Here is a 12,916-nt window from a genome sequence, read left to right on the forward strand (position 1 = left end):
CGTGCCGGTGGCGCGGCCCGTGGCGGCGGCGCGGCGCAGAGCCGTCCGAGCGCGCCGGCCGGCGGCGGCTTCGACGAGATGGACGACGATATTCCGTTCTAAATCCAACCAAGCTGCTTTTCGCAAACAAAAAGCCTGTAACCCTCGTGGTTACGGGCTTTTTGTTTGGTCTTTACGATTCTCTATCGTGCCGGTATTACAACTTGTGCTGCCCGCGGCCCAAGGCCGTGACGACGCCCTTTTTATTGAAGCGAACGGTGAGGTTGTCTTCCTGCATCGAGTTGCCGAGCAAATTCGCAACCGGGATGAAAGCGAGGACACTGGACTTGACCGTCTGGTAGGTCCAGACTTGTGCGCCGCTTTCTTCAAGCTGGACATCGCCCGGCTTGCCGAGCGTTCTTTCGACGTCCTGTGTCGTCGACTTTCCGACTCGAATGGACGAGATTTTCTGTTCGTCGGTAATTGACGTGCTGCCGGTGGCACATCCGCCCAATGCCATGCCGGCCGCGACGGCGACCAGCGCGCTTGCAATGATTTTCTTCATGTAATCTGGCTTCCTGCTTTACAGAATTGTTCTTGTTAATCGGCGGCAAGCTTCAATAAGGCTCGAATACCCGCCATCTGTAAATATCGGCAGCGGGCGGTGAAACTTTATTCAATTGCATCAACGCTCGCGTCGACGAACACGAATAAAACAACGATCCGGAGGGCCGATTGAAAAAACTGATTTCCCTGTGTGCAAGCTTGCCGCTCGTCGCGACGTTGAGCGGATGCGGGTGCTGGCCGCTCTCGACGAGCGAGCGGAGCGAATACGAATGGCACGCGCAGACGTTGACCGCGGCGTTCGCGAGTTCGGATCACGCGGTCGATGCGTGCCGCACGGCGGTCGTCGAGCAATGTCGCGCCGACATGCAGTCGGGATGCAACGACCGATCGCATACGGCGTTCAAGAACGTCATCACCGGCGAGCCGCTGACCGACGCGCAGATCGACAGGATGTGCGCACCGGCAAACCGGGACTCGAATTGCGACTCGCCCAGTGTCAATCGCGGGCAGATCGATGCATGCATGAAGCAGAAGGGCTTCAAGCTGGAGGAAGTCACGAAGAAGGTCTGCTACGTGAAATTCATGTAAGCGATCCCGATCGCGACCGGCCGCTTCGGCGGCCGGGTCATCGTCATTTCGCTTTCCGATACTGACGCCGAGCACGCGCGTCGAATCGTCGTCGCCTATCTCGTATCACGCCGCGCCGCGTCAACGCGGCGACTGCTTTCGTTGATCCAGATCAAATCTGGTGTCTCGCTGCACCGTGACATCGATCAAAACACGCGATCCGGAAGTCCGTAACATCTATCACGTTGTGATCAATCGAGCCGGATCGACATCCGTTCCGGCGAGGAACGGATTCGCCGTTACAACGGTAATTCGACCTCCTTAAATAATCAGGGTCTGCCGATAGACCGGAAAGTGAGATCCCCACATGAGCCATTTCCTGGACCGGTTGCGCTATTTCACGACCACAAGAGCCCAGTTCTCGGACGGACACGGCGCCGTCACCGACGAGGACCGCAAATGGGAAGACGGCTATCGGAAACGATGGCAGCACGACAAGATCGTCCGCTCGACGCACGGCGTGAACTGCACGGGCTCGTGCTCGTGGAAGGTCTACGTGAAGGGCGGCATCGTCACGTGGGAAACCCAGCAGACCGACTATCCGCGCACGCGCGCCGACATGCCGAATCATGAGCCGCGCGGCTGCTCGCGCGGCGCGTCGTATTCCTGGTATCTGTACAGCGCGAACCGTCTCAAGTATCCGCTCGTGCGCAGCGCGCTCGTGAAGCTGTGGCGCGAGCGCCGCAAGACGCTCGCGCCCGTCGACGCGTGGCGCGCGATCGTCGAGGACGACGACGCGCGGCGTTCGTATCAGAGCCGGCGCGGGCTCGGCGGGTTCGTGCGCGCGAACTGGGACGAAGTCAACGAGATCGTCGCGGCGGCCAACGTGTACACGGTGAAGCAGCACGGCCCCGATCGCGTGGTCGGCTTCTCGCCGATCCCGGCGATGTCGATGGTGTCGTACGCGGCCGGCTCGCGCTACCTGTCGCTGATCGGCGGCGTGTGCCTGAGCTTCTACGACTGGTATTGCGACCTGCCGCCCGCGTCGCCGCAGACCTGGGGCGAGCAGACCGACGTGCCCGAATCGGCCGACTGGTACAACTCGACGTTCATCATGATGTGGGGCTCCAATGTCCCGCAGACGCGCACGCCGGACGCGCACTTCCTCGTCGAGGCGCGCTATCGCGGCACGAAGGTCGTGTCCGTGTTCCCCGACTACGCGGAAGGCGCGAAGTTCGGCGACCTGTGGCTGCATCCGAAGCAGGGCACCGACGCGGCGCTCGCGCTCGCGATGGGGCACGTGATCCTCAAGGAATTTCACCTCGCCGGGAAAAGCGACTACTTCGTCGACTACTGCAAGCGCTACACCGACATGCCGTGCCTCGTGCGGCTCGTGCCGCACGGCGACGGCTACGTTCCCGAGCGGCTCGTGCGCGCATCCGACTTCGGCGATGCGCTCGGCGAAGCCGCGCATCCGGAATGGAAGAGCGTGATGATCGACGACGTGACCGGCGAGTTCGTCGTGCCGGTCGGGTCGGTCGGGTTCCGCTGGGGACAGCAAGCGGACGCGGACAAAGGCAAGTGGAACCTGCGCGCCGAGACGTCGAAAGGCGCGGCGCTCGCGCCGCGGCTGTCGTGCACGGCCGAGCATGACGACGTCGTAGACGTGCTGTTCCCGTATTTCGGCAACCAGCCGCACGCGCACTTCAACCATACGCAGCACCAGTCGGAGCTGTCGCGCCGGATCGGCGTGCGCCGCGTCGCGACGCGCGACGGCGAGATGCTGGTCGCGACCGTCTACGACCTGTTCGTCGCGAACTACGGGCTCGATCAGGGCCTCGGCGGCCGCGACGTCGCGACGAGCTACGACGACGATCTGCCGTACACGCCCGCGTGGCAGGAGGCGATCACCGGCGTGAAGCGCGCGGACGTGATCTCGGTCGCGCGGCAGTTCGCGGAGAACGCGCACAAGACGCAAGGCAAGTCGATGGTGATCATCGGCGCGGGGATCAACCACTGGTTCCATATGGACATGGCGTACCGCGGGATCATCAACATGCTGATCATGTGCGGCTGCGTCGGCAAGCCGGGCGGCGGCTGGTCGCACTATGTCGGCCAGGAGAAGCTGCGGCCGCAGACGGGCTGGACCGCGCTCGCGTTCGCGCTCGACTGGAACCGTCCGCCGCGGCAGATGAATGCGACGTCGTTCTTCTATGCGCATACGGACCAGTGGCGCTACGACACGATGGACCCGACCACGCTGCTGTCGCCGCTCGCGGACAAGACGCAGTTCCACGGCTCGCCGATCGACTACAACGTGCGCGCGGAACGGATGGGCTGGCTGCCGTCCGCGCCGCAGCTCGCGACGAATCCGCTGCAGGTCGGCGCGCAGTTCAGCGATCCTGCGCATGCGGGCGCCGGCGTCGCGCAGCAGCTGAAGTCTGGCACGCTGAAGATGGCGTGCGAGGATCCCGACGCGCCCGAGAGCTTCCCGCGCAACCTGTTCGTGTGGCGTTCGAACCTGCTCGGCTCGTCCGGCAAGGGCCACGAATATTTCCTGAAGCACCTGCTCGGCACGACGCACGGCGTGCAGGGCGACGATCTCGGCGCGACGGGCGGCCCGCGTCCGGAAGAAGTGACGTGGCGCGACGACGCGCCGCGCGGCAAGCTCGACCTGCTCGTCACGCTCGACTTCCGGATGTCGACGACCTGCATGTACTCGGACGTCGTGCTGCCGACTGCGACGTGGTACGAGAAGGACGACATGAACACGTCCGACATGCACCCGTTCATCCATCCGCTGTCGGCGGCGGTCGATCCGGCATGGCAGTCGAAGAGCGACTGGGAGATCTTCAAGGGGATCGCGAAGCGCTTCTCCGAACTGTGCGACGGGCATCTCGGCGTCGAGCGCGACGTCGTGCTCGCGCCGATCGCGCACGACACGCCGGCCGAGCTCGCGCAGCCGTTCGACGTGCGCGACTGGAAGCGCGGCGAGTGCGAGCCGGTGCCGGGCCGCACGATGCCGGCGGTGACGGTCGTCGAGCGCGATTATCCGAATACATACCGTCGCTTCACGTCGCTCGGGCCGCTGATGGACAAGCTCGGCAACAGCGGCAAGGGGATCGGCTGGGATACGAAGGACGAAGTGAAGCTGCTCGGCGAGCTGAACTATCGCGTGAGCGAAGCGGGCGCGACCGAAGGCCGGCCGCGTATCGACACGGCGCTCGACGCGGCCGAGGTGATCCTGTCGCTCGCGCCCGAAACCAACGGCGAAGTCGCGGTGAAGGCGTGGCGTGCGCTGTCCGGCATCACGGGCATCGACCACACGCATCTGGCTGCTGCGCGCGCGGACGAGAAGATCCGCTTCCGCGACATCCAGGCGCAGCCGCGCAAGATCATCTCGTCGCCGACGTGGAGCGGGATCGAGTCGGAGCACGTGTCGTACAACGCAGGCTACGTGAACGTGCACGAACTCGTGCCGTGGCGCACGCTGACGGGCCGCCAGCAGCTTTACCAGGACCATCCGTGGATGCGCGCATTCGGCGAGTCGCTGTGCGTGTACAAGCCGCCCGTCGATACGGGCAGCTATGCGCACATGGTCGGCAAGCGCTCGAACGGCAACCCGGAGCGCGTGCTCAACTTCCTCACGCCGCACCAGAAGTGGGGGATCCACAGCACCTACACGGACAACCTGCTGATGCTGACGCTGTCGCGTGGCGGGCCGATCGTATGGATGTCTGAAGACGACGCGAAGGCGATCGGCATCGCCGATAACGACTGGATCGAATGCTTCAACTCGAACGGCGCGCTGTGCGCACGGGCGGTCGTGAGCCAGCGGATTCCGGCCGGGATGGTGATGATGTATCACGCGCAGGAGAAGATCGTGAACACGCCGGGCTCGGAAATCACCGGCACGCGCGGCGGCATCCACAACTCGGTGACGCGCATCGCGCTGAAGCCGACCCACATGATCGGCGGCTATGCGCAGCTGTCGTACGGCTTCAACTACTACGGAACGGTCGGCTCGAATCGCGACGAGTTCCTGATCGTGCGAAAGATGAACAAGATCGACTGGCTCGACGGCGAAGCCGATGGAGCCGCCGGAGCCGCAGTATCGAACGTTCGCGCTGGAGAAACGTCATGAAGGTACGCGCACAGATCGCGATGGTGCTGAACCTCGACAAGTGCATCGGCTGCCATACCTGCTCGGTGACCTGCAAGAACGTGTGGACGAGCCGCGACGGGATGGAATACGCGTGGTTCAACAACGTCGAGACGAAGCCGGGCATCGGTTATCCGAAGGACTGGGAGAACCAGCAGCGCTGGCGCGGCGGCTGGAAGCGGCGCGCGGACGGCAGGATCGAGCCGCGCCTCGGCAGCAAGTGGCGATTGCTCGCGCAGATCTTCGCGAACCCGCATCTGCCCGAGATCGACGACTACTACGAGCCGTTCACGTTCGACTACGCGCATCTGCAGGAGGCCGGCGACGCGCGTGCGATGCCGGTCGCGCGGCCGCGTTCGCTGGTGAGCGGCCAGCGGCTCGAGAAGATCGAGTGGGGCCCGAACTGGGAAGAGATTCTCGGCGGCGAGTTCGAGAAGCGCGCGAAGGACTACAACTTCGAGGCCGTACAGAAGGAGATCTACGGGCAGTTCGAGAACACCTTCATGATGTACCTGCCGCGCCTGTGCGAGCACTGCCTGAATCCGGCGTGCGTCGCGTCGTGTCCGTCCGGCTCGATCTACAAGCGCGAGGAGGACGGCATCGTGCTGATCGACCAGGACAAGTGCCGTGGCTGGCGGATGTGCGTATCCGGATGCCCGTACAAGAAGATCTACTACAACTGGCAGAGCGGCAAGGCCGAGAAGTGCATCTTCTGCTATCCGCGCATCGAGGCCGGGCAGCCGACCGTGTGTTCGGAAACCTGCGTCGGCCGCATCCGCTATCTCGGCGTGCTGCTGTACGACGCGGACCGGATCGGCGAAGCGGCCAGCGTCGAAAACGAAACCGACCTGTACGAGTCGCAACTGTCGCTGTTCCTCGACCCGAACGATCCCGAAGTGATTGCGCAGGCCGAACGCGACGGCGTGCCGGCCGCGTGGCTCGACGCCGCGCGGCGTTCGCCGGCGTACAAGATGGCGATCGACTGGAAGATCGCGTTCCCGCTGCACCCCGAATACCGGACGCTGCCGATGGTCTGGTACGTGCCGCCGCTGTCACCGATCAACGCGGCCGCAAACAGCGGCGCGCTCGGGATGAACGGCTATCTGCCGGATGTCGAGTCGCTGCGGATTCCGCTGCGCTACCTCGCGAACCTGCTGACGGCCGGCGACGAGGCACCGGTGAAGCTCGCGCTCGAACGGCTGCTCGCGATGCGCGGCTTCATGCGCGCGCGCCACGTCGACGGCGTCGATGCGCGGGCCGTGCTGAACCAGGTCGGCCTGTCGCTTGCGCAGGTCGAGGAGATGTACCGCTATCTCGCGATCGCGAACTACGAGGATCGCTTCGTGATCCCGACGACCCACCGCGAATACGCGGAAGACGCGTACGACCTGCGCGCGTCGTGCGGCTTCTCGTTCGGCAACGGCTGCTCGGACGGCCGTTCGGACGCGAGCCTGTTCAGCCCGAGAAAGGGCAAGAAGACGATTCCGATCCGGGAGGCATCCTGATGAGCACGGCACCTGATCCGACCTATGCGGCATTTGCCGCGCTGCTCGAGTATCCGGACGATGCGCTGCTCGCCGCGCTCGATTCGATCGATGCGCACGTGCGCGGCCATTTGCGCGTGCCGAAGCCGGCGCGCGCGGGGCTCGAGCGTTTCTTCTCGTACCTGCGCGAGCGCGACCTGCTAACGCTGCAGGAGAACTACGTCGCGCTGTTCGATCGCGGCCGGGCGACGTCGCTGCACCTGTTCGAGCACGTGCACGGCGAATCGCGCGACCGCGGCCAGGCGATGGTCGACCTGCTGCAGATGTACGAGCGTCACGGCCTGTACCTGAAGCCCGGCGAACTGCCCGATCACCTGCCGGTGTTTCTCGAGTACCTGTCGCGGCTGCCCGCGCCCGACGCGCGCAGCCTGCTCGGCGAGACGGGCGAGATCCTGCGCGCGCTCGCCACGCAGCTCGCGAAGCGCGGCAGCCATTACGGCTTCGTGGTCGGCGCGCTGCTGCCGCTCGCCGGCATCGCGCCGATCGATACGCCGGCCGATGCGCCAGAGCAGCCTGACGACGACGCGGCGGCCGAACGGCCGAGCGCCGCCGACTACCGCGCGCTCGACGCCGCGTACACGGACGAGCCCGTGCGCTTCGTCGGCGCGTCGATTGACGCTGCGCCGGCCGAGGAGCCGGTGCGCTTCTACGACCAACGGCCTGCCCGTCGCGCGTAGGCGCTTCGGCCCAACAAGGGAAAGCCATGAACGATTACCTGCATCAATTCCTGTTCGGAATCTATCCGTACATCTGTCTCGCGGTGCTGCTGGTCGGCAGCCTGATCCGCTTCGACCGCGAACAGTACACGTGGAAGAGCGATTCGTCGCAGCTGCTGCGGCACGGCGCGCTCAGGCTCGGCAGCAACCTGTTCCACTGGGGCGTGCTCGTCGTCGTGCTCGGGCACTTCGGCGGCTTTCTCGCGCCGCACTGGCTCGTGTCGCCGTTCCTGTCCGCGTCGGCGCATCAGCTGATCGCGATGGTCGCGGGCGGCGCGGCGGGCGTCGCGGCGATCATCGGCCTGACGATCCTGATCGCGCGGCGGCTCGGCGACGCGCGCATCCGGCGCAACAGCCGCCAGTCCGACATCCTGATCGTGCTGATGCTGTGGGTGCAGCTCGCGCTCGGGCTCGGCACCGTCGTGCTGTCGACGCGCCACATGGACGGCGCGATGTTCGAGCAGCTCACCGACTACGTGAAGGGCGTCGTCACGTTCCGGCCCGATATCGCGAGCCTGCTCGTCGGTGTGCCGCTGACCTACCGGCTGCATATCCTGCTCGGCTTCACGATCTTCCTCGTGTCGCCGTTCACGCGGATGGTGCACATCTGGAGCGGGATCGCGTCGGTCGCGTACCTGATCCGGCCGTATCAACTCGTGCGCAAGCGCTGACCGGGAGGCTGCATGAATGCCCTGTCTGAAGTCCTACCCGAGGCCATGGCGATACCGCTGAGCGTCAACGGCGTCGCGATCGGCGACGACGCGATCGCAGCCGAGCGCGCGCATCACGACGATGCTGCGGATCCGCTCGATGCCGCGCGGCGCGCGCTCGTCGTGCGCGAGCTGCTGCGCCAGTGCGCGGTGGCGCTCGCGCTGATCGCGGACGGCGCGCCGCTCGACGACGCGGCGCTCGACGCGCTGCTCGAACGCGAGCTCACGCACCTCCCGGAACCGGATCGTGCGGACTGCGAACGCTATTACGCGCAGCATCCGGCGCGGTTCCGCCGCAACGACATCGTCTACGCGAGCCACATCCTGTTCGCGGTGACCGACCGCGTGCCGCTCGCGCCGCTGCGCCGCCGGGCGGAAAGCGCGCTGGCCGGCGTGCTCGCCGCGCCGGATACGTTCGAAGCGGTTGCTCAGGCATCGTCGAACTGCCCGTCGGCGGCGGTCGGCGGCAGCCTCGGGCAGTTGCTGCGCGGCGACACGGTGCCGGAGTTCGAAGCGGCGCTGTTCGATACGGATGCGCTTGGCGTGCTCCCGCGCCTCGTCAATACGCGCTACGGCTTTCACATCGTGCGCATCGAGCGGCGTGTGGCCGGCGACGCCGTGCCGTTCGACGAGGTCGAGACGCACATCGCCGCGTTCCTTGCGGAGCGCGTGCGGCGCAATGCAATGCGGCAGTACATCGCGATTCTCGCGGGCGGCGCGCGCGTCGAAGGCCTCGCGCTCGATGGCGCGAACGGGCCGCTCGTTCAATGAAACGGAGTGTGATGAATGGCTACCCACAGTGATTCCGGCGCGCTTGCGAATGCGCAGGCGGTGCCGTTGCGTGCATGGTCGGTGCTCGCCGCGAGCACGCTCGCGTTCATGGTGTGCTTCGTCGTCTGGATGATGTTCGGCGTGCTCGGCGTGCAGTTGCGCACCGATCTCGGCCTGAACGGCACGGAGTTCGGGCTGCTCACGTCGACGCCGGTGCTCACCGGCGCACTGATGCGTCTGCCGCTCGGCACATGGACCGATCGCTTCGGCGGCCGCATCGTGATGACGGTGCTGCTCGTCGTCTGCGCGGTGCCCGTCTACATCGTCAGCTACGCGTCTCAGCTCTGGCAGTTCCTCGTGATCGGCCTGTTCCTCGGCTGCGTCGGCGCATCGTTCGCGGTCGGCACGCCGTATGTCGCGCGCTTCTTCCCGCCGCAGCGGCGCGGCCTCGCGATGGGCGTGTTCGGCGCGGGCACGTGTGGCGCTGCGGTCAACCTGTTCGTCACGCCGCTGCTGCTGTCCGCGTACGGCTGGCGCTTCGTGCCGCGCGTCTATGCGGTCGCGCTGCTCGTCACCGCGGTGATCTTCTGGTTCGCGTCGGCGCCCGATCCGGGCGCGGGCAAGAAGAGCGGCTCGTGGGTCGAATCGTTCAAGGTGCTGCGCGATCCGCGCGTGTGGCGGCTGTGCCAGTACTACTCGATCACGTTCGGCGGCTTCACTGCGCTGTCGCTGTGGATTCCTCAGTACCTGAAAGCAGAATACGGAATGACGCTCGTCGCGGCGTCGGCCTTTGCCGCCGGCTTCTCGCTGCCGGGCTCGGTGCTGCGCGCGCTCGGCGGCGCGCTCGCCGACCGCTTCGGTGCGCACGCAGTCACCTGGTGGGGCTTGTGGGTCGCGTGGATCAGCCTGTTCGTGCTCGCGTATCCGGCGACCGACTTCGTGATCCACACGATCGACGGCACCGCGTCGCTGCACCTGTCGATGCCGGTCGCCGGCTTCGTTGCGCTGACGTTCGTGCTCGGCGCGGTGTTCGCGCTCGGGATGGCGTCGACCTTCAAGTACGTCGCCGACGATTTCCCCGACAACATGGGCGTCGTGACCGGCATCGTCGGGCTCGCGGGCGGCCTCGGCGGGTTCCTGTTGCCGATCCTGTTCGGCGTGCTGCTCGACCTGCTGCGCGTGCGTACCACCTGCTTCATGTTCCTGTACGGGATCGTGTGGGTGTCGCTGATCCTCATCTACCTGTCGGAAGTGCGCCGCAAGCCGATCGTCGCTTAAGCTCGGCGCGGACGGCAGGCCGCCGGCGCGCGTTGCGGGGTCCGGTCCCGCAGCGCCGGGCGGCCGGTGGTTCGCGCGCCATTATTGCGGGCTCGTGCCACAACCGTTGCGGGGTCGCGCAGCCATTGTTGCGTTACGTCACGCAACAGTAATATTGGTTCGGCTATGCTGGCTCCTTTCCGGTGCTTCGGGGGAGAGGGGACCATGCGGCGTGTCGTGTTCAACCAGAAGGGCGGAGTAGGCAAGTCGACGATCGTCTGCAACCTCGCGGCGATCAGCGCGAGCGAAGGGCTTCGCACGCTCGTGATCGACCTCGACGCACAGACGAACTCGACCCAGTACCTGCTCGGCGAGCGCGCCGCGGAAGCCGCCCCGACCGTCGCCGATTTCTTCGAAACCGCGCTGACATTCAACTTCCGGCCGGTCGACATCGCATCGTTCATCCATCCGACCCCGTTCGAGAACCTCGACGTGATGCCCGCGCATCCGGATCTCGACACACTGCACGGCAAGCTTGAATCGCGCTACAAGATCTACAAGCTGCGCGATGCGCTGAACGAGCTCGACACGTACGACGCCGTCTACATCGACACGCCGCCCGCGCTGAACTTCTACACGCGCTCCGCGCTGATCGCGGTCGAGCGCTGCCTGATTCCGTTCGACTGCGACGACTTCTCGCGCCGCGCGCTGTACACGCTGCTCGAGAACGTGAAGGAGATCCAGCAGGATCACAACGCGGCGCTCGAAGTCGAAGGGATCGTGATCAACCAGTTCCAGCCGCGGGCGAGCCTGCCGCAGCGGCTCGTCGACGAACTCGTCGGCGAAGGGCTGCCCGTGCTCGCGTCGCGGCTGTCGTCGTCGGTGAAGATCCGCGAGTCGCACCAGCAGGCGACCCCCGTCATCCATCTCGAGCCGGGCCACAAGCTCGCGCAGGAATTCCGCGCACTGCACCAGGAACTGGCTGGCTGACGCCGCGCGGCCGCCCTCGTCCGTTATCGGTTGCGCGGCATTCCGGCCCGCGCGATTCGTCCCATCGGAGCGTCATTCATTTCGGGTCGATACCGTTCGGCCTAATTCCGTCGCTCGATAAGTATTTCTGAAATCGTTTTCTAAACAAATGCAAAAACGATTTCATCGGGCGTGTTCACCAGTAAATGCGACCTATTTTCCAGTAATAGGAATAGTTGACACGTAAATCTTGCGTGGCAATACGGATGTTTACGCCGAAAGAAAGTAAAAATCCCGTAAAAACAGATCGTTGCAGTGTGTCCCTGAAATATGGGATTCACGGTAATCTGCGAATGTGGGGTGCGATCGACGGGTTAGGGTTTTTCCTGATCATTAGTGCCATTTAATTGACAATTAATCGATCTAGAATGGGTGCTCTAAACTTTTCGCACTCAATGAACTGTGTGCGATAAATAAGGAGTCGAACGAAGTGCTCGACTTCCGTATTTCTTATGCAATCTCTCGCATTGCTAACAGGAGCGTGCCCGATGTCCGTTTTCGCCCCCGAGAAGTTCATTGCTGATTACCAGTCCGGCGTGACTGCGCTGTTTGCTGCCGCTCAACCGGCGTTCCGCGGCTTCGAGGCCGTGGTCGAACTCAACCTGCAGGCAACCAAGGCTGCGCTCGAAGAGTACGAAGAGCACGTGAAGGGTGCCTTCAACGGCAGCAACCCGGCGGAATTCTTCACGCGCCAGCTTGGCGCGACGCAGCAGGCGGCCGGCAAGGCGGCGTCGTACAGCCGTCACCTGTTCGACATCGCCGCGACCACGCAGGCCGAATTCGCGAAGGCCGCGCAGGCGCACTACGAGCAGGCCGACCAGCGCCTGAAGGACGCACTCGGCGAATTCTCGAAGCACGCACCGGCCGGCACGGCGCCGGTGGTCGCGGCGCTGAATTCGGCGCTGTCGGCGGCGAGCGCCGCGGCGGAAACCGTGCGTGCCGCGACGGGCCAGGTCATCGAAGCAGCGCAGAGCGGCTTCGACGCGGTCGGTGCGTCGGCTCGCGCCACGAAGCCGGCAAGCGGCGGGCGCAAGGACTCGGCTGCGCGCGAATCGGCGGCGTAATTCAGCGACATTAGTCGGCTGCATAAGTCGGCGGCGTAATCGCGTGTCGCGCACCGTTGCGCGACACGACAACGCGATCGACGCCCCGCACCGCCGGATGCCGCGTGTGCCACGCGGTGCCCGGCGGCCATTTTTCTTCGGCTGCCGTGTGTCGCGGCGGCACGCAAGTGCAGAGGCGGCTCGCGCGCGGCTGGCGCGGCAACCCACGCCGGACCGGCGCGTGCCGGCGGCGACAAAGTAATGTGACTCGGATTCAGGAACTGAACATGACGGACGTAGTGATCGTATCGGCCGCGCGGACCGCGGTTGGCAAATTCGGTGGAACGCTTGCGAAGATCGCGGCGCCGGAGCTGGGCGCAACGGTGATCCGCGCGGTGCTGGAGCGGGCCGGCGTGAAGCCGGAGCAGGTCAGCGAAGTGATCTTGGGCCAGGTGCTCGCGGCGGGCTCGGGCCAGAACCCCGCGCGTCAGTCGCTGATCAAGGCCGGGCTGCCGAGCGCGGTGCCGGGGATGACGATCAACAAGGTGTGCGGCTCGGGCCTGAAGGCCGT

10 protein-coding genes and 1 pseudogene are annotated in these 12,916 nt (G+C 65.2%); 10 read left to right on the forward strand and 1 reads right to left on the reverse strand.

All coding sequences use genetic code 11. The features are described from left to right. Positions 1 to 196 precede the first annotated feature (196 nt). The gene (gene bamE / locus G3N94_RS35270) at positions 197 to 544 is read right to left on the reverse strand and encodes an outer membrane protein assembly factor BamE (RefSeq protein WP_205798659.1); all 348 of its coding nucleotides are present in this window, start codon (positions 542 to 544) and stop codon (positions 197 to 199) included. A 170-nt stretch (positions 545 to 714) separates the two neighbouring features. Here bamE and G3N94_RS35275 point away from each other — a divergent pair, with 170 nt between their 5' ends. The 10 genes and pseudogenes from G3N94_RS35275 to G3N94_RS35320 all read left to right on the forward strand — a co-directional run. Further along, positions 715 to 1,134: a hypothetical protein gene (locus G3N94_RS35275; protein WP_205798661.1), complete on the forward strand. Its 420-nt coding sequence runs from the start codon at positions 715 to 717 to the stop codon at positions 1,132 to 1,134. A 346-nt stretch (positions 1,135 to 1,480) separates the two neighbouring features. Further along, positions 1,481 to 5,257 (forward strand): nitrate reductase subunit alpha, encoded by a 3,777-nt coding sequence (locus G3N94_RS35280; RefSeq protein ID WP_205798663.1) that lies wholly within the window; start codon positions 1,481 to 1,483, stop codon positions 5,255 to 5,257. Next, positions 5,254 to 6,780: a nitrate reductase subunit beta gene (gene narH, locus G3N94_RS35285; protein ID WP_205798665.1), complete on the forward strand. Its 1,527-nt coding sequence runs from the start codon at positions 5,254 to 5,256 to the stop codon at positions 6,778 to 6,780. The genes G3N94_RS35280 and narH overlap by 4 nt, the downstream gene beginning before the upstream one ends. Further along, complete coding sequence (narJ, locus tag G3N94_RS35290) at positions 6,780 to 7,496, forward strand: nitrate reductase molybdenum cofactor assembly chaperone (protein ID WP_205798667.1); 717 nt, start codon at positions 6,780 to 6,782, stop codon at positions 7,494 to 7,496. The genes narH and narJ overlap by 1 nt, the downstream gene beginning before the upstream one ends. Before the next feature lie 26 nt (positions 7,497 to 7,522). Next, positions 7,523 to 8,206, forward strand: a complete 684-nt coding sequence (narI, locus tag G3N94_RS35295; protein WP_205798669.1) for a respiratory nitrate reductase subunit gamma — start codon at positions 7,523 to 7,525, stop codon at positions 8,204 to 8,206. 12 nt (positions 8,207 to 8,218) lie between these two features. Further along, the gene (locus G3N94_RS35300) at positions 8,219 to 9,016 is read left to right on the forward strand and encodes a peptidylprolyl isomerase (RefSeq protein ID WP_205798671.1); all 798 of its coding nucleotides are present in this window, start codon (positions 8,219 to 8,221) and stop codon (positions 9,014 to 9,016) included. A gap of 15 nt (positions 9,017 to 9,031) precedes the next feature. Further along, entirely contained in the window at positions 9,032 to 10,294 is a 1,263-nt protein-coding gene (locus G3N94_RS35305; RefSeq protein ID WP_205798673.1) for a nitrate/nitrite transporter, read from the forward strand. 204 nt (positions 10,295 to 10,498) lie between these two features. Then, positions 10,499 to 11,263 (forward strand): ParA family protein, encoded by a 765-nt coding sequence (locus tag G3N94_RS35310; protein WP_124604307.1) that lies wholly within the window; start codon positions 10,499 to 10,501, stop codon positions 11,261 to 11,263. A 527-nt stretch (positions 11,264 to 11,790) separates the two neighbouring features. Beyond that, positions 11,791 to 12,366, forward strand: a complete 576-nt coding sequence (gene phaP / locus G3N94_RS35315; RefSeq protein ID WP_205798680.1) for a TIGR01841 family phasin — start codon at positions 11,791 to 11,793, stop codon at positions 12,364 to 12,366. Between the two features lie 266 nt (positions 12,367 to 12,632). Next, positions 12,633 to 12,916, forward strand: a pseudogene (locus tag G3N94_RS35320) (acetyl-CoA C-acetyltransferase); the annotation flags it as partial.

This window comes from Burkholderia sp. Ac-20353 (assembly GCF_017104785.1).
Lineage (GTDB): Bacteria > Pseudomonadota > Gammaproteobacteria > Burkholderiales > Burkholderiaceae > Burkholderia.

What these genes read in the sequence shown, in the direction of transcription:
- G3N94_RS35305 (WP_205798673.1), top strand. Translation starts at nt 9,032, where the DNA reads ATGGCTACCCACAGTGATTCCGGCGCGCTTGCGAATGCGCAGGCGGTG.
- phaP (WP_205798680.1), top strand. Translation starts at nt 11,791, where the DNA reads ATGTCCGTTTTCGCCCCCGAGAAGTTCATTGCTGATTACCAGTCCGGC.
- narJ (WP_205798667.1), top strand. Translation starts at nt 6,780, where the DNA reads ATGAGCACGGCACCTGATCCGACCTATGCGGCATTTGCCGCGCTGCTC.
- G3N94_RS35310 (WP_124604307.1), top strand. Translation starts at nt 10,499, where the DNA reads ATGCGGCGTGTCGTGTTCAACCAGAAGGGCGGAGTAGGCAAGTCGACG.
- G3N94_RS35280 (WP_205798663.1), top strand. Translation starts at nt 1,481, where the DNA reads ATGAGCCATTTCCTGGACCGGTTGCGCTATTTCACGACCACAAGAGCC.
- bamE (WP_205798659.1), bottom strand. Translation starts at nt 544, where the DNA reads ATGAAGAAAATCATTGCAAGCGCGCTGGTCGCCGTCGCGGCCGGCATG.
- G3N94_RS35300 (WP_205798671.1), top strand. Translation starts at nt 8,219, where the DNA reads ATGAATGCCCTGTCTGAAGTCCTACCCGAGGCCATGGCGATACCGCTG.
- narI (WP_205798669.1), top strand. Translation starts at nt 7,523, where the DNA reads ATGAACGATTACCTGCATCAATTCCTGTTCGGAATCTATCCGTACATC.
- narH (WP_205798665.1), top strand. Translation starts at nt 5,254, where the DNA reads ATGAAGGTACGCGCACAGATCGCGATGGTGCTGAACCTCGACAAGTGC.